This window comes from Pseudomonas kitaguniensis (assembly GCF_049199985.1).
Taxonomy (GTDB): Bacteria; Pseudomonadota; Gammaproteobacteria; order Pseudomonadales; family Pseudomonadaceae; genus Aquipseudomonas; species Aquipseudomonas kitaguniensis.
Window position 1 is genome coordinate 258,494 of sequence record NZ_JBLZPT010000005.1, and the last position, 21,317, is coordinate 279,810.

Sequence of the window (21,317 nt, forward strand, 5' to 3'; positions counted from 1 at the left end):
ACCCAGTGGCGGCAGATTAGTCATACGCAGTTACCTGCAAAATGACCCGTGCAGTTTTAAGCCGCACGGTCAGCCGCCGCATCTGCCATGATCAGCGCTCGCAACCTGGCTCACCCGAGGAGATCCGCAATGGACGATGTACAACAACTGGGCGAGATGCTTCGTCATTACGCCGACAGCGAAGCGCATAAAAAACAGCAATTCGATGTGCAGTCGGCGCGCTGGGCGCAAAAGCTCGGCGAGTTGTTCGGGCAGATTGAGCAATGGCTGGAACCGGTGAAAACCGTGGGTTTACTGGATGTCCATCGTGAGGCGTACGTGGCCCATGGCCCAAGCCTGCCGGTCGAAACATCGACCTTCAAGACCGAAAAACTGACCGTGCAAATCACCGGCAAGACCGTGGAGTTCGTGCCGGATGTAATGGGCGCGGGCGGTTCCATTTCCGTGTCGGTGATGGGCCTGACGGCCGCGCGCCACGGCAGTGTGTCGCTGGTACTGCCGGCGGATAAAAACGACTGGCTGTGGAAGAAGACCAACGGCCTGAAAGACCCGGACACCTTCGCTTTCGACGCGAACTTCCTGGCGTCGCAATTGCAAAGCCTGATCCCTCGCGAACGCGGCTAAGCGGGTCGTAAACCGACGGCAGTAGTGCGGGCTGCGAAGCGCGTTAAGTGCCCGACCAAAAGCGGGTGGCCGGGCACATCGTGTTACTTGAGCGGCGTCAACGGCGGCAACGTCCATTGGCCGTTAACCACCTCAGGCTTGGGCAGGTAAATCCGCAGTACCGCGTAAAACGGGCGGGGCGGGGCGGGCAACCAATTGCTCTGTTCAGCTTTGGGCGGCTCGTGGTGCTGCAACGCCAGGGTCAAGCCGCCGTCCGCGTCCAGTTTGAGGCTGGGCAGCATCTGCGAGTTGATCGAGTAGCGTTTTTTCAGGTTCGGCACCAGCAGCTTGGTCTTGGCGTCGTACATGGTCAGCGACCAGAACGCATCGGCCGGCGGCAGTTGGCCCTTGGCAAAGTGCAGGGTGTAGCTGTGACGTGCGCCGTTGGCGGGTTTGCCTTCGCTGTCGACAACATAGCGCAGGTAAACGGCTTCATCGCCCGAGTTACCAAACGTACCCATGTCGGCACCGGCATAGCGGTACAGATAGTTGTTGTTCAGGTGGTCGCGACTGCCGAACAGATCACTCGTGGGTACTTGGTGCGTATCGAGCTTGTCTTTCTTGAACGCCGCAAATTCAGCGCGGGCATCGGAGATGCCGTCTTCCAGGGCTTTGCGTTGTTCGGCGGTCAGTTGTTTGACTTTGAACGGCGCCCCCGGCGCAATGCCGATCTTGGCAAAGCGCGCCAGCAGGTCTTTCTCGCTGTCCTGAGGGGCAGCGAACGCCAGCATGAAGTTCAAGTAGCGAAACAACTGCGGGCCTTCGGTCATCGTGGCCATCGGCTTGGGCCATTCGATCTTCGGCACCGGCGGCGGCGCGGCTTGTTTTACATAGCTGCTCAGCGGCTGCACTTTGTAGCCGCTCTGAATCTGCTTGACCTTGCTCAAGTCTTTATCATCAAACAACTGCGTGCGGTACAGCGCGTAGGCAATATTGCTTTCGCTGTAGACCACGCGGTCGATGTCGACCGGCTGCTGACCTTTCCAGTCTGGCCCGGCGATCATGTAGTGGCCGCCATTGTTGCCGGTACTGCGCGTGCCCAAGTAGGCGAAGTTCTGCCTGTAGAGGTCGATCAACTGTACCGAGTAATAACGGTTGTCTTCGATCTTGGGCAAGGTCAGCACCAACGGCTCTTTACGCAAGTCCATCCACACGAAAGAGTAGGGTGTGTCCGGGTTCGGGTTGACGAGCGCGGTGTCCTTGGGGGTGACAACCTGGGCAGTGTTGCCGATGTGGTTGAACGGCGCCTTGAAGTTGGCACCGCCCTTATCGACGGCCTGGGTGTAGAGCGTCTTGTACATCTCCACCACCGGGTAGCCATACAAGTAGGCTTCCCTGGCAATGGCTCGGGCTTCGCTGGGCGTTGCGGTAAAATCGGCCCAGGCGCCGGTACTCATGAGTATCGAGAGGCTCGCCAACAGCAGGCGCGTCGGTTTTCTGATCATGTTGTTGCGTCTCTTAAGAAACTGGAGTGATGTCGTCGAATTTCCAGCGGTTATAGACGTAGGGCGCAGTCGGCGCATACCGTCGCAAATAGCTGAAGCCGTAGTTGCCGGGCAGAGTTTGCACGCAGTTGCGCTGGAAGTCTTTTAGCGCGTGCGCAGTAACGTAAAGATCGTTCGATCGATCACGGTTTTTTGTTCAATGGCGCGCGTAAAAAACGCTCAGGGAGAGGCGTGGCGGGGAGGTGAGTGAGTTTAGAGGCAGGCAAACGGCCGCCCTTGTCGGGCGGCCTCGCACGCTCGCGAGTTATGCGGCGGGCAACATCGACTTAACCTTGTCGCGCAGTTGGTCAATGGAGAACGGCTTGGCAATCACCTGCATGCCGGCGGGCACGTCGATGTTGTCGGCATAACCGCTGGCAAACAGGATTGGCAGAGCAGGGCGCAACTCACGCACTTTGGCTGCCAACTGCTTGCCGTCCATATCGGGCAGGCCGACATCGGTCATCATCAGGTCGATCACCTGGCCGGTTTTTTCGACCACCTTCAACGCTTCTTCAGCGTCCGCAGCTTCAACTACCGCGAACTCCAGTTCTTCGAGTACATCGACGATCAGCATGCGCACAATGGCGTCGTCTTCGACTACAAGGATGGTGGAGGTGTTAGCGGACATAATCAAAACTCTCGGAATAATGGAGGGACGGGGCTTTAGCGCATGAAAGACCATTCTCTAATGAGTGGCGTCCATCTCGGCAAGTTCCGTTGGCGTCGATATTGTGAAGGGGTTGGGCGCAAATGTCGCGTGGCAGGCAACGGTTTTAAGGCCGGTGAATATCCCGGTGAACCCGGCCTGAATCAACCTGAAATTGACGCCGACTGCGCAGGTGATTGCGCCAAATCAATTAAGAACCATAGCCTTGGCCCTCGTTGTTCGGGCAAACTCCCGGTTTTTCCATACTTGGCCAAGGCATGCCCATGACTCGCGCGTCGTCTGTCGATGAACACAGCTTTCGTAAACTCCTGAGCCGCAACGTTGCGCTGCCGTTGAGCGTGGGCGTGCTCAGCGCGGTGTTTTTCGTGGTGCTGATCACCTATTTGCTGTCGGTGATTCAGTGGGTCGAGCACACCGACCGTGTCATCAACAACCTCAATGAATCGTCCAAGCTGTCGGTCGACCTGGAAACCGGCATGCGCGGTTTCCTGATCACCGGCGATGAGCATTTTCTGGACCCCTACGAGGTGGCGAAGCCGAGGATCATTGCGGAGTTGCGTAATTTGCAGGAGTTGGTCGCGGACAACACCCAACAGGTGGACCGCCTCAAACGTCTGGAGGCGCTGCAAGCCGAGTGGAACAAATACGCGCAGTCAATGATTGATTTGCAGCGCGAAAGTGGTGACTTCCGTGGTGCGGTCAAAGCTGGCCGTGGCAAGCGCCTGACTGACGAAATTCGCAAGGAATACCAGGACGCTGTGTCGATGGAGCAGCAGCTGCGTATTAACCGCAATCAAGAGGTGACGAGGACCACGGTGTTCAGCGTCACCCTGTACCTGGTCTTTGTGCTCGGCCTGAGCGGCTTCCTGGCGTATTTCGGTCGAAAGAATTTAGTAACTCTTTCAGATAGTTACAGCGCAAACCTCGCGTCACAAGAAAAGATTGCGCGACGCCTGGAACAGCAGGCCTGGCTGCGTAATGGCCAGACCGAGCTGGCTGAACAGGTGCTCGGCCAACTGACCCTGAATATGCTCGGTCGCAACATCCTGCAGTTTTTTGCCCAGTACATGGGCTCCGCCGTGGGCGCGCTGTATGTGCGCGAAGAACACGGCGGCCTCAAACGCGTGGCCACGTATGGCTTCTCGCGTGAGCAGGAGCAGCAGGCGCAGTCGATTTACAGTGACGAAGGCATCGTTGGCCAAGCCGCTCAGCTTGATCGACTGATTCGCCTGGACGATGTGCCGGTGGATTATTTCAAGGTCAGTTCCGGCTTGGGCGAGGGCACTACCCGTAGCGTACTGGTGATGCCGACCAGCGATGATGACCGCGTCAACGGCGTGTTTGAACTGGGTTTTCTGCGCCCGCTGGAAGAGCGTGATGTGGAGCTGCTGGAGCTGATCGCCGGTAATATCGGCACCTCCATTGAAGCCGCGCGGTATCGCCAGCGCTTGCAGGAAGTGCTCGCCGAGAGCCAGCAACTTAACGAAGAGCTGCAGGTGCAGCAGGAAGAACTCAGGACCGCCAACGAAGAACTCGAAGAGCAGTCGCGCATTCTCAAGGAATCGCAGGCCCACTTGGAAACCCAGCAGGCTGAACTTGAGCAGACCAACGAGCAATTGGCCGAGCAGGCCCAGACCCTGGCCGACCAGCGCGACGCAATGGACCGCAAGAACGTCGAGCTCAACCGCGTTCAACTGGAGCTTGAAGAACGTGCTGACGAATTGCAGCGCTCCAGCAAGTACAAATCCGAATTCCTCGCGAACATGTCCCACGAGCTGCGCACACCGCTGAACAGCTCGTTGATTCTGGCCAAGCTGTTGGCCGAAAACCCTCAGGACAACCTCAGTGCTGAACAGGTCAAGTTTGCCGAGTCGATCTACTCGGCCGGCAATGACTTGCTCAACCTGATCAACGACATTCTGGATATTTCCAAGGTCGAAGCCGGCAAGCTCGACATGCGCCCGGAAAATTCCAGCGTGGCACGGCTGGTGGACGGCCTGCGCGGCATGTTCGAGCCGCTGGCAGCCGACCGCAAGCTGGGTTTCCAGGTGGACATCCAGGAAGGCGCGCCGACCTTGCTGTTTACCGACCGCCAGCGCCTGGAGCAAATCCTCAAGAACCTGCTGTCCAACGCGGTCAAATTCACCGAGCAAGGTGAAGTCAGCCTGTCTGTTTCGCGGGCGCTGGGTGAGGGCATTGCCTTTACGGTGCGCGACTCCGGCATCGGCATTGCGCCGGACCAGCAAGAAAGCATTTTTGAGGCCTTCCGCCAGGCCGATGGCACCACTAACCGCCGCTACGGCGGCACCGGCCTGGGCTTGTCAATTTCGCGCGATCTGGCGGCGTTGCTCGGCGGCTATATCAGCGTGACCAGCGAACCGGGCAACGGCAGCGTGTTTACCCTGGTGTTGCCCGAACAGTATGTGGAGCGCGAAGAAGGCGCGGCACCGGTCGAGGCGCCACGCCAGGTCGTGGCGGCCCCGGCACCCAAGCCGATTGCGGTTTCGCCGCTGCCGGTGGCCGACGCCCAGCAGATTCCGCGCTTTGCCGACGACCGTGACAAGGCGCCATTCACCACCCGCTGCATCCTGGTGGTGGAGGATGAGCCGAACTTTGCGCGCATCCTCTTCGACCTGGCGCACGAGCTGGGCTACAACTGCCTGGTCGCCCACGGCGCGGATGAAGGTTACAGCCTGGCTGAAGAGTTCATCCCTGATGCGATTCTGCTCGACATGCGTTTGCCGGACCACTCCGGGCTGACCGTGCTGCAACGCCTCAAGGAACACGCGAGTACCCGCCACATCCCCGTGCATGTGATTTCCGTGGAAGACCGCGTCGAAGCCGCCATGCACATGGGCGCCATTGGTTATGCGGTAAAACCCACCACCCGCGAAGAGCTCAAAGACGTGTTTGCGCGGCTCGAAGCCAAACTGACGCAAAAGGTCAAGCGCGTGCTGCTGGTGGAAGACGATGACTTGCAACGCGACAGCATTGCCCGCTTGATCGGCGACGACGACATCGAAATCACGGATGTCGGCTACGCCCAGGCGGCGCTCGACCTGCTGCGCACCAACGTCTATGACTGCATGATCATCGACCTCAAGCTACCCGACATGCTCGGCAACGAGCTGCTCAAGCGCATGGCCACCGAGGACATTTGCTCGTTCCCGCCGGTGATCGTGTACACCGGGCGCAACCTGACCCGCGACGAAGAAGCCGAGCTGCGCAAGTATTCGCGCTCGATCATCATCAAGGGCGCGCGCTCACCTGAACGCCTGCTGGACGAAGTGACACTCTTTTTGCACAAAGTCGAATCGCAGCTGTCCCATGACCGCCAGAAGATGCTCAAGACCGCGCGCAGTCGTGACAAAGTCTTCGAAGGGCGCAAAATATTGTTGGTCGACGACGACGTGCGCAATATTTTCGCCCTGACCAGCGCGCTGGAGCACAAAGGTGCGGTGGTGGTGATCGGGCGTAACGGCCGCGAGGCCATCGACAGGCTCAATGAAGTAGACGACATCGACTTGGTGCTGATGGACGTGATGATGCCGGAGATGGACGGTTACGAGGCCACCGCGTTGATTCGTCAGGACCCGCGCTGGAAGAAGTTGCCGATCATCGCAGTGACGGCCAAGGCCATGAAGGACGATCAGGAGCGCTGCCTCGCGGCCGGTTCCAACGATTACCTGGCCAAGCCGATTGACCTGGACCGTTTGTTCTCACTGATTCGTGTATGGCTGCCCAAGATGGAACGCATTTAAGTGGAGCGAAGTTTCTTGGAAAAAAGCAGTGACATTGAGCTGCGCCTGTTAATCGAGGCGATTTACCTCAAGTACAGCTACGATTTTCGCGACTACTCCGGTGCGTCGGTCAAGCGGCGCGTGGCCCATGCGCTGCGCCAGTTCGACTGCGCAACCATTTCTGCGCTGCAGGAGCGGGTGTTGCATGACCCGGCCGCGTTCATGCAGTTGCTGCAATTTCTAACGATTCCGGTGAGCGAGATGTTCCGCGACCCGTCGCACTTCCTCGCGATTCGCCAGGAAGTGGTGCCGCTGCTCAAGACCTATCCGTCGATCAAGATCTGGATAGCTGGGTGCAGCACCGGGGAGGAGGTCTACTCCATGGCGATCCTGCTGCGTGAAGAGGGCTTGCTGGAGCGCACGATTATTTACGCGACGGACATCAACCCGGCCTCGCTGGACAAAGCCAAGCAGGGGATTTTTTCGCTTGAGAACGTGCGTGCCTACACCGCCAATTACCAGCAGGCCGGTGGCCAGCGTTCATTTGCCGACTACTACACCGCCGCGTACGATTACGCGATTTTCGACAAGACCCTGCGCGAGAACGTCACGTTTGCCGACCACAGCCTGGCGACCGATAGCGTATTCTCCGAAACTCAGTTAATTTCGTGTCGTAACGTGTTGATTTACTTTAATAAAAATTTGCAGGACCGAGCGTTTGGATTGTTTCATGAGTCGCTGTGTCATCGTGGCTTTTTGGTGCTGGGCAGCAAGGAAACCCTGGACTTTTCCGCCTACAGCAAGCAATTCGAACCCTTGGTCAAGCAGGAACGGATCTACCGAAAATCATGAACGACGCCGCAGCCAACCCGTATCGCGCGATTGAAGCCATCGTCGTCGGCGCGTCTGCCGGTGGCGTCGAGGCGCTGCTGAAAATTTTCGGCGACCTGCCTGACGACTTTGGCTTGCCGATCATTACCGTACTGCACCTGCCGGATGAGCGCCGCAGCCAGTTGGCTGAAGTGTTTGCACGGCGCCTGCGGATCCCGGTGAAGGAAGCGCGGGACAAAGAAGTGATCGACGCGGGCACCGTGTATTTCGCCGGGCCGGGCTATCACCTGTCGGTAGAGCATGACCGCAGCTTGTCGTTAAGCCAGGAGGACCGCGTGCACCATTCGCGGCCGGCCATTGATTACTTGTTCGCGTCGGCCGCCGATGCCTATGGCGAGGGCTTGCTGGCCATTTTAATGACCGGTGCCAACCAGGACGGCGCGCATGGGCTGGCCTATGTCAAACAGTCCGGCGGCACCACCGTGGTACAAGACCCCAAAGAAGCAAGGATTGCCGTCATGCCCCTGGCAGCCCTGGCGTTGCAAACACCTGATCATATTCTAACCTTGAGCGAGATTGGCTCATTGCTGGCTTCCCTGGAATCTTCCCCATGTTAAGTACTGTCCAGGCCAAACTGCTGATCGTCGACGATTTGCCGGAAAACCTGCTGGCCCTCGAAGCGCTGATCAAGCGCGAGGACCGACAGGTTTTCAAGGCACTGAACGCCGACGAGGCCTTGTCACTGTTGCTGGAGCACGAGTTCGCCATGGCGATTCTCGACGTGCAAATGCCCGGCATGAACGGTTTCGAGCTGGCCGAAATGATGCGCGGCACTGAAAAAACCAAAAACATTCCGATTGTGTTCGTCAGCGCCGCCGGCCGCGAACTCAATTATGCGTTCAAGGGTTATGAAAGCGGTGCCGTGGACTTCCTGCACAAGCCGCTGGACATTCACGCGGTCAAGAGCAAGGTCAATGTGTTCGTCGACCTGTATCGCCAGAGCAAGGCGATGAAGCAGCAGGTTGAAGCGCTGGAGCGTAGCCGCCGCGAGCAGGAGCTGCTGCTGACCCGCTTGCAGACCACCCAGACCGAGCTGGAGCAGGCGGTGCGCATGCGCGATGACTTCATGTCGATCGTCGCCCATGAAGTACGTACGCCGCTTAACGGCCTGATCCTGGAGACCCAACTGCGCAAAATGCACTTGGCCCGGGACAACGCCGACGCGTTCACCCTCGACAAAATGCACGCGATGGTCGACCGCGATGAACGCCAGATCCGTAGCCTGATCCGGCTGATCGAAGACATGCTCGACGTGTCGCGTATCCGCACCGGCAAACTGTCGATTCGCCCGGCGCACTTTGACCTGGCCCAGTTGGTGCGCAACCTGGTGGAAAACTTTGCGCCACAAGTGGCGGCTGCCGAGTCGTCCATGCAGTTGGACGCCGAAGGGCCGGTAGAAGGCTTTTGGGATGAGTTCCGCATTGAGCAGGTCGTCTCCAATCTGCTGACCAACGCCTTGCGCTACGGCGCCAAAAGCCCGGTGGAGGTGCGCGTCTACATTGAGCATGGCGAGGCGCGCGTGGAAGTGCGCGACCATGGCATCGGCATCAGCGAAGACAACCAGAAGCGTATTTTTCAGCAGTTCGAGCGCGTGTCCGCCAGTCACGTCGCAGCCGGTCTGGGGTTGGGGTTGTTCATTTCCGAGCAGATTGTCGAGGCCCATGGCGGAACCATCGAAGTGCACAGCCGCATAGGCGAAGGCGCGTTGTTCCGGGTGTGTTTGCCGCTTGAGGCGTCGACATGAAATCAGTCGTCACCTCAACGCAACCTCTGCGTGACCCCATGGTCGTAATTGCAGCTATTGACCGGACAAAGGCTTCCCATGAGTGAAGATGCACAAGATGTCGTTTTGATCGTCGAGGACGATGAATCCATTATGTTTGTGTTGGGTGAATACCTGGCAGGCTTGGGCTATCGGGTCTTGAAGGCGATCGATGGGGAGCAGGCGTTTGAAATTCTCGCCACCAAGCCGCACTTGGACCTGATGGTCACCGACTACCGCCTGCCGGGCGGGATTTCCGGGGTGCAGATCGCCGAGCCCGCGATCAAGTTGCGTCCGGAACTGAAAGTGATCTTTATCAGCGGTTACCCGCAGGAGATTCTCGACTGCAACAGCCCGATCACACGCAACGCGCCGATTTTGGCCAAGCCGTTTGACCTGGATACGCTGCAAGAGCATATCCAGCGCCTGCTGGCGTAAGGCGCGCCTCAACCGTAACCCGCTCCACCAAACCACAGCCTAAAGCAGCCAATGAAACCCTTTCATTGGCTGCTTTAGGCTGTGTGTTTCAGTCGGGTGCCCAACAGGCAGCTTAATCAGTGCGGTCTATGTGGATCATTTCGCGCACTTTGGCGGTCAGCAAATCAAACGTGAACGGCTTGGTGATCAGTTGCATTCCGGGGTCCAGAAAACCACCGCGCACCGCAGCGTGCTCGGCGTAACCGGTGATGAACAGCACCTTGAGCCCGGGCCGTATCTGCCGGCCGATTTCCGCCAGTTGCCGGCCGTTCATGCCGGGCAGGCCGACGTCGCTGATCAACAGATCAATGCGTTGCTCGGACTCGATGATCGGCAAAGCGCCGCTGGCGTCGCCGGCTTCGACGAAAGCGTAACCCAGTTCTTTCAGCACCGCGCTGACCAGCACTCTGACCGCCGGGTCGTCCTCGACGATCAACACGGTCTCGCCTGCATTGGCGAAGGGCAGCAACTCGGGATTAATCGATTCTACGACCTGCATTTCGCCGATAAAACGCGGCAAAAACAGGCTGACGGTGGTGCCTTTGTCGACTTCGCTGTGAATCGTCACATGGCCGTGAGATTGCCGGGCAAACCCGTAAATCATTGACAGCCCAAGCCCGGTGCCCTGGCCAATCGGTTTGGTAGTAAAGAACGGATCAAACACCCTGGCCATCAGGTTTTCGGGAATGCCGCAGCCGTTGTCGCTGACACTCAACTCTACGTAATCACCGGGCTCCAGGGTGCCGTAAGCGGCGGTGAAGACGCTGTCGAGGTGGCGGTTGGTGGTTTCAACCACTAACTGGCCGCCATTGGGCATGGCATCCCGAGCATTGATCACCAGGTTGAGCAGGGCGCTTTCCAACTGGTTCGGGTCGGCCTCGGCAGTCCATAACTGCGCGGCGAGGCGCATGTCGAGCTGGATACTTTCATTGATGCTGCGCTGCAGCAGCTCACCCATGGAACTCACCAGTTGGTTGAGCTCTACAGGCTTGGAGTCGAGCGATTGCCGGCGCGAAAACGCCAGCAGACGGTGGGTCAGGCCCGCCGCACGGTTGGCCGAGGTCACCCCCAGATCGATGAGGCCGTCGAGGTCATCCAGCTTGCCGCGCGAAATGCGCCGGCGTAACAGCTCCAGGCTGCCGATGATGCCGGTGAGCATGTTGTTGAAGTCATGCGCGATGCCGCCAGTCAATTGGCCAACGGCTTCCATTTTTTGCGACTGGCGCAGTGCTTCTTCATTGCTGCGCAGTTGCGCGGTGCGTTCCTCCACCTGTTGCTCAAGGGTTTCGAGCGTACGCTGCAGGCGCAGTTCGCTCTGGCCCAAGTCAATCAAGCGGTCGCGTGCTTCATATTGCCTGCGCCTGCCGCGCAAGGCGGTACTTACCAGGCTGATCAGGGTGACAGGATGGAAGGGCCGCTCCAGAAACGTCACGTTACCGAGCAAACCGCTCAGGTGAGAGGAGCCGTTCTGTTCGCTGCCGCCATGATGGGTCATCAATACAATCGGCAAGTCGGACCAGGCCGGCTGCTGATGCAAAAGCTCCAGCAGCGGTTCCAAATCCACGCCACGCAGGGCTTCGGCGGCAATAATCAGCAAGCCGGCGCCTTGCTCAAGCGCTTCGCAAAGCATCGTCAGGTTCGTCGCGATGATGCCGCCGTAGCCAGCCTCGTTGAGCATCATCAGCGCCAATGAGCCGTCGCGGCCCATCGGCGCCAATACGATCGCGCGCTCGGAGAGGGGAGCGATGCTTGCCACTAGCCCTCATCCTTGAGCAAAGGTGAACCAGCGCCCATGTAGGTCGGGATGCCGCGCAACACACCCTGGAAATTATCCAGTGGTTCGCCGACGGTCATGCCCTGGCCACTGATGCGGTATTCACGAATAGTCGATTCATGCGCGCCGGTGCGCTTTTTGATGATCGAGATCGCACGGCGCACTTTGCCCAGCGCCTCGAAATAACGCAGCAAAATCACGGTGTCGGCCAAATAGGTGATGTCGACCGGCGCCTGCATGTCACCGACCAGCCCATGCTGGGCAACCGTCATGAACGTCGCCGCACCACGGCGGTTCAAGTACAGGAGCAGTTCGTGCATGTGCAGGATCAGTGCGTTTTCTTCCGGCATCGCGGCCTGGTAGCCGTTGATACTGTCGATCACCACGGTTTTGATGCCGCGCTCATCAACGCAACGGCGCACCCGGTGCGAAAATTCGCCAGGCGACAATTCGGCGGCATCCACTTGTTCGATCAGCAGGTTGCCGGTCTCTTGCAGCGCGGCGAGGTCGATGCCCATGTTTTTCATACGCTCGAACAACAAGCCGAGTTCTTCATCAAAGATGAACAGCGCGGCTTTTTCGCCACGCGCCACTGCCGCTGCCGCGAAGATCATCGAGATCAATGATTTACCGGTGCCCGCGGGGCCGAGGATCAAGCTGCTGGAGCCGGTTTCGACACCGCCGCCCATCAACGCATCCAGTGCGCGAATGCCACTGCTCAAGGTCTGGCGTACATAGCCGCCGCGATGCTCGGCCGCGACCAGGCGCGGGAACACATGGATGCCATCGCCCATGATGGTGAAGTCGTGAAAACCGCCACGGTATTTCTGGCCACGGTATTTGACGATCCGCACTCTGCGGCGTTCGGCACCGTAGCTGGGCGTCAGCTCTTCCAGGCGGATAACCCCGTGGGCCACGCTGTGCACGGTTTTGTCGAGGGACTCGGTGGTCAGGTCATCGAGCAACAGCACCGTGGCGTCGTAGCGCACAAAGTAGTGCTTGATCGCGAGGATTTGCCGGCGATAGCGCAGCGAGCTTTGCGCCAACAGGCGAATTTCGGAGAGGCTGTCGAGCACCACGCGGGTTGGCTTGATGCGTTCGACCACTTCAAAAATCTGCCGCGTGGCTTCACCCAGCTCCAGGTCGGAGGAGTACAGCAGGCTTTGCTGGTGGTCCGCATTGAGCAGGCTTTCGGGCGGGGTCAGCTCGAAGATATGGATATTGTCGTCCAGGTCCCAGCCATGCGACTTGGCACCTTGGCGCAGTTCGCGCTCGGTCTCGGACAAGGTGATGTACAGCGATGTTTCGCCGGCTTTTGCGCCCGCTTGCAAAAAATGCAGCGCGACGGTGGTTTTACCGGTACCGGGTTCGCCTTCCAACAGGAACAGGTGGCGACGCGATAGCCCCCCGGAAAGAATGTCGTCAAGACCTTCAATACCGGTGGCCGCCTTTTCACTGAGCTGCGCATTGGATGTAGACAAGAAGTTTCCTCAAGTCACGTGCAAGTAGAGGTGGCGCACCGCCTCTGGCGCGCCATATTCACTTGACCGTAGTGGCCCGTAGCCGTTCAAAGTTTGCTGATATTTGTATGCTGCGTTAATGGCTTACGCGTTTTTGCGGCGCGATCACAGGCCTTGCTGCAACGCCGGATCGTCGGGGTTCTGTTGCTCAAGCTGTGCCAGCAACACTTGCACGTTCTGCAACTGACCCGTCTCTTTCCAGTAGTTGACCAACAACACCCGGGCTTTGCGATTGGCCGGATGACGCTGGATGATTTCCTCCAACTGGCGCTGCGCCGCTTCCAACTCTTGTTGGTCGTGCAGCGTGGTGGCCAGGTCGTAGCGGTAATCCTGATTGTCGGGCGCAAGCTCCACCGCTTTCGACAGGCCGAGCAGCGCATAAGGGCGTTCGCCATGGTGTAACAACCACAGGCCCAGCGCGTGTTGCAGGTACGCCGATTCAGGGTGCGCCGCCAACTGGCGCGCCAGCAGTTGGCGCGACTCGTCGGTCTTGCCCTGTTTATCCAGCAGCTCGATTTGCGCGACTACCGCCTGCAGGTTGTCGGGCTGCAAACGCATGGCCTGTTCCAGCGCATGCTGCGCGTCCGGCAGCAGGGCACTGTGGATGTACAGGCGCGCCAGTTGAATCCAGCCTTCGGCGGTTTCGGGCTGGCTTTTAAGCGTTTTGACGAACTCATCCAGCACTTGCTGCAACGGCCCGAAGTACAGGCCCAGAGTGTCCGGTGACAGCCCAAGCAAGGCGTTGGCCGCGGCGAAACGCACCTCTTGCTCCGGGTCTTCCAGCACCGGCCCTAATAACAAGGTGCGCTGGCCGGTGGGCACCAGGCCGACGATGCTGCGGATCGCCGCTTCACGCACCAACGGCGAGGTATCGGCCAAGTCTTTATCGGTGAGTTTGAGTGCTTGCGGACTGGGGTAATTCGGCAGTTCGGCATGCAATGCCACGCGCCGCTCCGGCGACAGGTCCGGTCGGCCGAGCTGTTGATACAGCACACGCGCCGCGCCCGGTTCACCGTTATGCGCCTGCTTCAAGGCTTTCGAATAACTCTGCGCAATGGCAGGCGGCACAGCCACTGGCGCGCTGCGCGAGAAATACCAGGTGAGCAACACAATCAACAACAGGGCGCACAGGCCGACGATGGAATAACGGCGTGACTTTGACATGCAGGCGTCCAAAAGCTGGGGGCAGCTATCGCAAAGTCACAAGCTTCGGTCAGACCACGACGAGTGTCAAACCCGTATCAGGTCAGCACGTAATCAACCGGCTCCAGCGCAGGCGGCAGGTTGCTTTCGCCGGTGGCGGCGAGGATTTCGCGCTCCAACGTGCGCACAAGCGCATTGCATGGCAGGTCGTTTTCGTCAAACCCGAACGGGTCTTCAAGGTCGTCGCCAATTTCATCCAGGCCAAAGAATGTGTAGCTGACGATGGCAGTAAACACCGGCGTCAACCAACCTAATGGCTCGGCCATGGCAAACGGCAGAAGTATGCAGAACAGGTAAATGGTGCGGTGCAGCAGCAACGTGTAGGGGAAGGGCAGCGGTGTGTGTTTGATCCGCTCGCACGCGGCCTGAACCTGGCTCAAGCTGACCAGCCGGGTTTCCAGCTGGGTGTAGCGCCATTCACTGATCACGCCACGTTCTGCCAGCGCCGAAAAACCCGCGCCGAGCTGTTGCAGCACATGGTCGGGTAGATTCGGGTGAGCAGCGTTCACCGTCATCCAGGGCTGTATAGCCCGCGCGGGGTGTTCCAGGCGCAACTGCGCGATCAACCCGTGGGCAAAGCCGCACAGGCCACGCAACAGTTGCGTGCGCTCTGCGCCGTCGCCGAGTACTTGGGTTTCGCGGATCAACGAGCGCACCTCAATCAGCATTTGCCCCAATTGCTTGCGACCCTCCCACCAGCGGTCGTAGCAGGCGTTGTTGCGAAAACTCATGAAGATCGACAACGACAACCCAAGCAAGGTGAAGGGCGTGGCGTTGACCTTGGAAAAGTAGGCAGGGTGCAGGGTTTCTATCAGCACTATCACTGACGCCAGCAAGGTCACCAGCAAGCTGCGCAAGGCGATGCGCTTGGCAATCGAGCCCTTGAGCGAAAACAGGATGCCTAAAAGATTGGGTTTGGGGCGAACGATCATCGGCGGCTTCTTTGCGGGCGCAGGCCTGCAGAGTAGAAGCTTGCGGCAGGTGCGTCCAATCACTGCGGCTGACCGGCTGATCAGCCGGCTCAATGATTGGCCAAAGCAGTCAGCCATGTTGATGGCTTTGACTATTGCTGCGGGTTGCGCTCTGCAGCGACTATTTCGGGGAATCTTGTCCTGCAAAGCGTCCTGAAAATAAAAACACACAAGGATTTGAAGCGATGCGTGAGTATTTGGCTGCCACCGCCGAGTTTGATTACCAGCACACCGCAGACGCCGCACTGGCCGGCAACCTGCAAGCCCTGAATGCCTGTGTAGAGTGCTGCGACCGCCACGCGCTGCCAGGGCGCATCGCGTTGCTCTGGGAGGGCAAGGACGGCGCCAGTGCCACCGTGACCTTCAGCCAATTGCAGCACCACGCGGCGCGCTTCGCCAACTTCCTGTTGGCCCAAGGCATCAGGCGCGGCGATAAAGTCGCGGGGCTGTTGCCACGCACTGCTGAATTACTGGTGGTGGTACTGGCCACTTGGCGCATCGGCGCGGTGTACCAGCCGCTCTTTACCGCGTTTGGCCCCAAGGCCATCGAGCACCGCCTGAGCGCGGCTGGCGCAGCCTTGGTGGTCACCGATGCAGTGAACCGCCCCAAACTGGCCGAGGTGCAAGGTTGCCCAACCATCGTCACGGTCGCCGGCGCCAAAGGTGAAGGCATCGTGCGCGGCGACTGCAGTTTTTGGGCCGAAGTGGCGCGCTACTCAAACGTCTGCGAGCCGCTGTTATTGAGCGCGGATGATCCGTTCCTGCTGATGTTCACCTCGGGCACCACCGGCCCGGCAAAAGCCCTGTCGGTGCCGCTCAAGGCAATTGTCGCCTTCCAGAGCTACACCCGCGACGCGGTGGATTTGCGCCCCGACGATGCGTTCTGGAACGTCGCCGACCCAGGCTGGGCCTACGGCATCTATTTCGGCGTGACCGGGCCGCTGTCGATGGGCCACCCGATTACCTTCTACGATGGCCCGTTCACGCTGGAAAGCACCTGCCGGGTGATCAACAAATACGCGATAACCAACCTCACCGGTTCGCCCACGGCGTATCGCCTGTTGATTGCCGGCGGCGAACAGTTCGCCGAGTCGATCAAGGGCAAGCTGCGCATCGTCAGCAGTGCCGGCGAGCCGCTGAACCCGGAAGTGATTCGCTGGTTCGCCAGCCACCTGGGCGTGACCATCCATGACCACTATGGCCAGACCGAGTTGGGCATGGTGCTGTGCAACCACCATGGCCTGGCGCACCCGGTGCATGTGGGCTCGGCCGGGTTTGCCTCACCGGGGCACCGCATCGTGGTGCTTGATGACAACTATCAGGAGTTGCCCGCGGGCCAGCCGGGCATTCTCGCCATCGACCGCGAACACTCGCCCATGTGCTGGTTCGCAGGTTATGACGGCGTGGCCACCAAGGCCTTTGTCGGCGCGTACTACCTGAGCGGCGACACCGTGGAGCTGAACCCCGATGGCAGCATCAGCTTTGTCGGGCGCAGTGACGATGTGATCACCACCTCCGGCTACCGTGTCGGCCCATTCGACGTGGAAAGCGCGCTGGTCGAACACCCGGCCGTGGTCGAGGCCGCGGTGGTCGGCAAACCCTGCCCGCAGCGCACCGAAGTGGTCAAAGCCTTTGTGGTGATCAGCCCGCAATACAGCGCAAGCCCACAACTGGCCGAAGAACTGCGCCTGCACGTGCGCAAGCGCCTGGCCGCTCACGCTTACCCCCGAGAAATCGAATTTGTCAGCGACTTGCCGAAGACCCCGAGCGGCAAGCTGCAACGCTTTATTTTGCGCAATCAGGAAATCGCCAAGGCTCAGGCCGCACAGGCGTAACCCACCTCTAAGGACACAACAATGCAGATTGAAAACAAGGTATTTCTGGTCAGCGGCGGTGCTTCGGGCCTCGGCGCGGCCACCGCCGAGATGCTGATCGCGGCCGGTGCCAAAGTCATGCTGGTCGACCTGAACGCTGAAGCGGTGGCCGCCAAGGCCCAACAACTCGGCGATAACGCGCGCAGCGCGGTGGCAGACATCAGCCAGGAAGCCGCCGCCGAAGCTGCCGTGCAAGCCGCCGTTACGGCGTTTGGCGGTTTGCATGGCCTGGTCAACTGCGCCGGTGTGGTGCGCGGCGAAAAAATCCTCGGCAAAAACGGCCCACATGCGTTGGCAAGCTTTGCCCAGGTGATCAACATCAACCTCATCGGCAGCTTCAACTTGCTGCGCCTGGCAGCGGCGGCAATCGCCGAAACCGAGGCGAATGCCGATGGCGAGCGCGGCGTGATCATCAACACCGCCTCGGTGGCAGCCTTTGACGGGCAGGTTGGCCAGGCGGCATATGCGGCCTCCAAAGGCGCGATTGCCAGCCTGACGCTGCCCGCTGCACGTGATCTGGCGCGCTTCGGTATTCGGGTGATGACCATTGCGCCCGGCATTTTTGAAACGCCGATGATGGCCGGCATGACGCCGCAGGTGCGCGATTCGCTGGCCGCCGGCGTGCCATTCCCGCCACGTTTGGGCAAACCCGCCGAATACGCCGCGCTGGTGCGGCACATCATCGAAAACAGCATGCTCAATGGCGAGGTGATCCGTCTCGACGGCGCCTTGCGCATGGCCGCCAAGTAAGGAGGACAACTCATGAATGATCCGATCGTTATCGTCAGCGCCGTACGCACGCCGATGGGCGGTTTTCAAGGCGACCTCAAAGGGCTGAGCGCGCCGCAACTTGGCGCGGCGGCGATTCGCGCCGCCGTGGAGCGTGCCGGCGTTGCCGCCGATGCGGTGGATGAAGTGCTGTTTGGTTGCGTGCTGCCCGCGGGGCTCGGCCAGGCGCCCGCACGCCAGGCCGCATTGGGTGCCGGGCTGGACAAGGGCACGCGCTGCACCACGCTCAACAAAATGTGCGGCTCGGGCATGCAGGCGACGATTCTGGCCCACGACGCGCTGCTGGCCGGGAGTGCCGAGGTGATCATCGCTGGCGGCATGGAAAGCATGTCCAACGCGCCCTACCTGCTCGACCGTGCGCGCAGCGGCTACCGCATGGGGCACGGCAAGGTGCTCGACCATATGTTCCTTGACGGCCTCGAAGACGCCTATGAAAAGGGCCGCCTGATGGGCACCTTCGCCGAGGACTGCGCCGAGCACCACGGCTTTACCCGCGAGACTCAGGATGCCTTCGCGATTGCCTCGCTGACCCGTGCGCAGGAAGCGATTACCCACGGCAGCTTTGCCGCCGAGATCGTGCCGGTGCAGGTCATGCTCGGCAAACAGCCAACAACGATCGTACATGACGAGCAACCGCCCAAAGCCCGCCTGGACAAGATTGCCAGCCTTAAACCGGCGTTCCGCGAAGGCGGTACGGTGACGGCGGCCAACTCCAGTTCGATTTCCGACGGCGCCGCAGCGTTGCTGCTGATGCGCCAGAGCCAAGCGCACGCGCGTGGGCTCAAGCCGTTAGCCGTGATTCATGCGCACGCCGCCTTCGCTGATGAGCCGGGGCTGTTCCCGGTGGCGCCGGTGGGGGCGATTCGCAAGCTGATGAACAAGACCGGCTGGCAACTCGATGAAGTCGACCTGTTTGAGATCAACGAAGCGTTCGCCGTGGTCAGCCTGGTGACCATGAGCACGCTGGAAATACCCCACAGCAAAGTCAACATTCACGGCGGCGCCTGCGCGCTGGGCCACCCGATCGGTGCCTCGGGCGCACGAATCCTCGTGACCTTGCTCTCGGCGTTGCGCCAGCAAGGCCTCAAGCGCGGGGTTGCCGCCATCTGCATCGGCGGCGGTGAAGCCACTGCCATGGCCGTTGAATGCCTGTATTAAGGACTCATCACAATGCTGCCGACTGACGAACACCTGCAAATCCGCGAAGCCGCCCGGCAATTCGCGCAAGAGCGCCTCAAGCCGTTCGCTGCGCAATGGGACCGCGAGCACCGCTTTCCCAAAGAGGCCATCGCTGAAATGGCCGAACTGGGCTTTTTCGGCATGCTGGTGCCGGAACAGTGGGGCGGTTGCGACACCGGTTACCTGGCTTACGCCATGGCGCTGGAAGAAATCGCCGCGGGCGACGGCGCCTGCTCGACCATCATGAGCGTGCACAACTCGGTGGGCTGCGTGCCGATTCTGACCTTCGGCAACGAGCAGCAGAAACAGCAGTTCCTCACGCCGCTGGCGAGTGGCGCGATGCTCGGTGCTTTTGCGTTGACCGAACCGCAAGCCGGCTCCGACGCCAGCAGCCTGAAGACGCGCGCGCGCCGTGACGGCGAGCATTACGTGCTCAACGGCTGCAAGCAGTTCATCACCTCGGGGCAGAACGCCGGGGCGGTGATTGTGTTTGCGGTGACGGACCCGGCAGCCGGCAAACGCGGGATCAGCGCGTTTATCGTGCCCACCGATTCGCCGGGCTACACGGTCGCGCGGGTAGAAGACAAGTTGGGCCAGCACGCATCGGACACCTGTCAGATTCTGTTTGAGGAACTGAGAGTGCCGCTGGCCAACCGTTTGGGCGAGGAGGGCGAAGGTTACAAGATCGCCCTGGCCAACCTTGAAGGTGGGCGCGTGGGCATTGCCGCGCAAGCGGTGGGCATGGCGCGCGCAGCGTTTGAAGCGGCGCGTGACTATGCGCGCGAGCGTGAAAGCTTCGGCAAACCCCTGATCGAACACCAGGCCGTGGCGTTCCGCCTGGCCGACATGGCCACGCAAATTGCCGTCGCCCGGCAAATGGTGCATTACGCCGCCGCACTGCGTGACAGCGGCAAGCCAGCCTTGGTGGAAGCGTCGATGGCCAAGCTGTTCGCTTCGGAAATGGCCGAAAAAGTCTGCTCGGCTGCCTTGCAAACCTTGGGCGGTTACGGTTACCTGAGCGACTTCCCCTTGGAGCGGATCTACCGCGATGTGCGGGTCTGTCAGATTTACGAAGGCACCAGCGATATTCAGCGCATGGTCATCTCACGCAATCTTTAAGGAGCCGGAACATGACTTACGAAACTATTTTGCTCGACGTACAGGGCCGCGTCGGTCTGATTACGCTCAATCGCCCGCAAGCCCTGAATGCCTTGAATGCGCAACTGGTCAGCGAGCTGAACCAGGCGCTGGACGGCCTGGAAGCCAACCCTGAAATCGGCTGCATTGTGTTGACCGGCTCGAAAAAAGCCTTCGCCGCCGGAGCCGACATCAAGGAAATGGCCGAGCTGACCTACCCGCAGATCTACCTGGACGACTTGTTCAGCGACAGCGACCGCGTGGCCAACCGCCGTAAACCGATCATCGCGGCGGTCAACGGCTTCGCCTTGGGCGGCGGCTGTGAACTGGCGTTGATGTGCGACTTCATCCTGGCCGGTGACACGGCCAAGTTCGGCCAGCCCGAAATCAATCTCGGCGTGTTGCCGGGCATGGGCGGCACCCAACGGCTGACGCGTGCGGTGGGTAAGGCCAAGGCCATGGAAATGTGCCTGACCGGGCGGTTTATCGATGCGGTGGAGGCCGAGCGCAGCGGGATAGTGGCGCGCATCTTCGCGGCTGATGAATTGCTTGAAGAAGCGCTGAAAGTGGCCGCCGTGATTGCAAGCAAATCGGTGCCGATCAGCATGATGGTCAAGGAAAGCGTGAACCGCGCGTTTGAGGTGAGCTTGTCTGAAGGCGTGCGCTTTGAGCGCCGGGTGTTCCATGCGGCGTTTGCGACGCTGGATCAGAAGGAAGGCATGGCGGCGTTTGTGGCCAAGCGGCCGCCTGAGTTCAAAGACCGGTAAAGCGGGTTCGATGTGTTCTTTGGATTTTCGTACATATCCCGTATTTGCGTTATGGCTTATATCGGTTTCGCTCTTACAGCGAGTCACTTTTGAACAGCGCAAAAGTAACCAAAACGCTCTCGCCCCACCACTCGGTGCCTCGCTTAGGCTCGGCATGCCCGCACACAGGCTTGAATCCGTGGGCCGCCGCGATGGGCCATCCCTGGCCCAGCGCGGCTAACCCGGCGTCCTGCCGGTTTACCCACGGCTTCAAGCCTGCGTGCGGCCATCGTGGTTTAACGGGGCGCTTCCCAGATCAAGATCACAATCAAAAGCCAGATCAAAATCACAAGCCGAACTCGGTCAACTGTGGGAGCGGGCTTGCTCGCGATTGCGGTGTGTCAGATAAAGATTTTTCAACTGACACACCGCAATCG

The 21,317-nt window shown here is 59.9% G+C and carries 17 protein-coding genes; 11 read left to right on the plus strand and 6 right to left on the minus strand.

The window, feature by feature from the left end; genetic code table 11:
- The first annotated feature begins 129 nt into the window (after positions 1–129).
- A complete protein-coding gene (locus ACOZK9_RS10170; protein WP_058415310.1) occupies positions 130–624 on the plus strand; it encodes a hypothetical protein in 495 nt (164 codons plus the stop codon).
- Between the two features lie 83 nt (positions 625–707).
- Here the strand turns inward: ACOZK9_RS10170 and ACOZK9_RS10175 are convergent, their stop codons facing one another.
- Both ACOZK9_RS10175 and ACOZK9_RS10180 read right to left on the minus strand, forming a co-directional pair.
- The gene (locus ACOZK9_RS10175) at positions 708–2,108 is read right to left on the minus strand and encodes a DUF1254 domain-containing protein (protein ID WP_058415309.1); all 1,401 of its coding nucleotides are present in this window, start codon (positions 2,106–2,108) and stop codon (positions 708–710) included.
- A gap of 304 nt (positions 2,109–2,412) precedes the next feature.
- Positions 2,413–2,778, minus strand: a complete 366-nt coding sequence (locus ACOZK9_RS10180; RefSeq protein WP_152749077.1) for a response regulator — start codon at positions 2,776–2,778, stop codon at positions 2,413–2,415.
- Between the two features lie 302 nt (positions 2,779–3,080).
- Here ACOZK9_RS10180 and ACOZK9_RS10185 point away from each other — a divergent pair, with 302 nt between their 5' ends.
- From ACOZK9_RS10185 to ACOZK9_RS10205, 5 genes are all read left to right on the plus strand, one after another.
- Positions 3,081–6,578 carry a response regulator gene (locus tag ACOZK9_RS10185; protein ID WP_421555764.1) on the plus strand — a complete coding sequence of 1,166 codons (3,498 nt, stop codon included), beginning with the start codon at positions 3,081–3,083 and terminating at the stop codon, positions 6,576–6,578.
- Entirely contained in the window at positions 6,579–7,409 is an 831-nt protein-coding gene (locus tag ACOZK9_RS10190) for a CheR family methyltransferase (RefSeq protein ID WP_371918586.1), read from the plus strand. It abuts the gene before it with no gap.
- Positions 7,406–8,005, plus strand: a complete 600-nt coding sequence (locus tag ACOZK9_RS10195; protein ID WP_058415306.1) for a chemotaxis protein CheB — start codon at positions 7,406–7,408, stop codon at positions 8,003–8,005. Before ACOZK9_RS10190 ends, ACOZK9_RS10195 begins: the two co-directional genes overlap by 4 nt.
- Positions 7,999–9,192: a hybrid sensor histidine kinase/response regulator gene (locus ACOZK9_RS10200; RefSeq protein WP_058415305.1), complete on the plus strand. Its 1,194-nt coding sequence runs from the start codon at positions 7,999–8,001 to the stop codon at positions 9,190–9,192. Before ACOZK9_RS10195 ends, ACOZK9_RS10200 begins: the two co-directional genes overlap by 7 nt.
- A 78-nt stretch (positions 9,193–9,270) precedes the next feature.
- On the plus strand, positions 9,271–9,648 hold the full coding sequence (locus tag ACOZK9_RS10205) for a response regulator (RefSeq protein WP_003217591.1): 378 nt from the start codon (positions 9,271–9,273) through the stop codon (positions 9,646–9,648).
- Positions 9,649–9,760: 112 nt separating this feature from the next.
- On the opposite strand, the gene ACOZK9_RS10210 is transcribed toward ACOZK9_RS10205, so the two are convergent.
- The 4 genes from ACOZK9_RS10210 to ACOZK9_RS10225 form a co-directional block, all read right to left on the minus strand.
- The gene (locus ACOZK9_RS10210) at positions 9,761–11,395 is read right to left on the minus strand and encodes an ATP-binding protein (RefSeq protein ID WP_152749083.1); all 1,635 of its coding nucleotides are present in this window, start codon (positions 11,393–11,395) and stop codon (positions 9,761–9,763) included.
- A gap of 47 nt (positions 11,396–11,442) precedes the next feature.
- The gene (locus ACOZK9_RS10215) at positions 11,443–12,942 is read right to left on the minus strand and encodes an ATPase domain-containing protein (protein ID WP_058415303.1); all 1,500 of its coding nucleotides are present in this window, start codon (positions 12,940–12,942) and stop codon (positions 11,443–11,445) included.
- Between the two features lie 144 nt (positions 12,943–13,086).
- Positions 13,087–14,145 carry a tetratricopeptide repeat protein gene (locus tag ACOZK9_RS10220; RefSeq protein ID WP_421555765.1) on the minus strand — a complete coding sequence of 353 codons (1,059 nt, stop codon included), beginning with the start codon at positions 14,143–14,145 and terminating at the stop codon, positions 13,087–13,089.
- A gap of 77 nt (positions 14,146–14,222) precedes the next feature.
- On the minus strand, positions 14,223–15,116 hold the full coding sequence (locus tag ACOZK9_RS10225) for a bestrophin family protein (protein WP_421555766.1): 894 nt from the start codon (positions 15,114–15,116) through the stop codon (positions 14,223–14,225).
- 224 nt (positions 15,117–15,340) lie between these two features.
- On the opposite strand from ACOZK9_RS10225, the gene ACOZK9_RS10230 reads away from it, so the two are divergent.
- From ACOZK9_RS10230 to ACOZK9_RS10250, 5 genes are read left to right on the plus strand one after another with little or no spacing between them, the layout of a single operon-like run.
- On the plus strand, positions 15,341–16,990 hold the full coding sequence (locus ACOZK9_RS10230) for an AMP-binding protein (RefSeq protein WP_421555767.1): 1,650 nt from the start codon (positions 15,341–15,343) through the stop codon (positions 16,988–16,990).
- A gap of 21 nt (positions 16,991–17,011) precedes the next feature.
- Positions 17,012–17,779, plus strand: a complete 768-nt coding sequence (locus ACOZK9_RS10235) for an SDR family NAD(P)-dependent oxidoreductase (protein ID WP_421555768.1) — start codon at positions 17,012–17,014, stop codon at positions 17,777–17,779.
- Between the two features lie 12 nt (positions 17,780–17,791).
- Positions 17,792–18,976: an acetyl-CoA C-acyltransferase gene (locus ACOZK9_RS10240; RefSeq protein WP_421555769.1), complete on the plus strand. Its 1,185-nt coding sequence runs from the start codon at positions 17,792–17,794 to the stop codon at positions 18,974–18,976.
- A gap of 12 nt (positions 18,977–18,988) precedes the next feature.
- Positions 18,989–20,116 carry an acyl-CoA dehydrogenase gene (locus tag ACOZK9_RS10245; protein ID WP_421555770.1) on the plus strand — a complete coding sequence of 376 codons (1,128 nt, stop codon included), beginning with the start codon at positions 18,989–18,991 and terminating at the stop codon, positions 20,114–20,116.
- Between the two features lie 11 nt (positions 20,117–20,127).
- Entirely contained in the window at positions 20,128–20,901 is a 774-nt protein-coding gene (locus ACOZK9_RS10250) for an enoyl-CoA hydratase (RefSeq protein ID WP_122252076.1), read from the plus strand.
- Positions 20,902–21,317: the final 416 nt, after the last annotated feature.

Bases quoted from the DNA above. Each gene is read 5' to 3' on its own strand.
- ACOZK9_RS10170 (WP_058415310.1), top strand. From the start codon at position 130: ATGGACGATGTACAACAACTGGGCGAGATGCTTCGTCATTACGCCGAC.
- ACOZK9_RS10175 (WP_058415309.1), bottom strand. From the start codon at position 2,108: ATGATCAGAAAACCGACGCGCCTGCTGTTGGCGAGCCTCTCGATACTC.
- ACOZK9_RS10180 (WP_152749077.1), bottom strand. From the start codon at position 2,778: ATGTCCGCTAACACCTCCACCATCCTTGTAGTCGAAGACGACGCCATT.
- ACOZK9_RS10185 (WP_421555764.1), top strand. From the start codon at position 3,081: ATGACTCGCGCGTCGTCTGTCGATGAACACAGCTTTCGTAAACTCCTG.
- ACOZK9_RS10195 (WP_058415306.1), top strand. From the start codon at position 7,406: ATGAACGACGCCGCAGCCAACCCGTATCGCGCGATTGAAGCCATCGTC.
- ACOZK9_RS10200 (WP_058415305.1), top strand. From the start codon at position 7,999: ATGTTAAGTACTGTCCAGGCCAAACTGCTGATCGTCGACGATTTGCCG.
- ACOZK9_RS10205 (WP_003217591.1), top strand. From the start codon at position 9,271: ATGAGTGAAGATGCACAAGATGTCGTTTTGATCGTCGAGGACGATGAA.
- ACOZK9_RS10210 (WP_152749083.1), bottom strand. From the start codon at position 11,395: ATGGGCCGCGACGGCTCATTGGCGCTGATGATGCTCAACGAGGCTGGC.
- ACOZK9_RS10220 (WP_421555765.1), bottom strand. From the start codon at position 14,145: ATGTCAAAGTCACGCCGTTATTCCATCGTCGGCCTGTGCGCCCTGTTG.
- ACOZK9_RS10225 (WP_421555766.1), bottom strand. From the start codon at position 15,116: ATGATCGTTCGCCCCAAACCCAATCTTTTAGGCATCCTGTTTTCGCTC.
- ACOZK9_RS10230 (WP_421555767.1), top strand. From the start codon at position 15,341: ATGCGTGAGTATTTGGCTGCCACCGCCGAGTTTGATTACCAGCACACC.
- ACOZK9_RS10235 (WP_421555768.1), top strand. From the start codon at position 17,012: ATGCAGATTGAAAACAAGGTATTTCTGGTCAGCGGCGGTGCTTCGGGC.
- ACOZK9_RS10240 (WP_421555769.1), top strand. From the start codon at position 17,792: ATGAATGATCCGATCGTTATCGTCAGCGCCGTACGCACGCCGATGGGC.
- ACOZK9_RS10245 (WP_421555770.1), top strand. From the start codon at position 18,989: ATGCTGCCGACTGACGAACACCTGCAAATCCGCGAAGCCGCCCGGCAA.
- ACOZK9_RS10250 (WP_122252076.1), top strand. From the start codon at position 20,128: ATGACTTACGAAACTATTTTGCTCGACGTACAGGGCCGCGTCGGTCTG.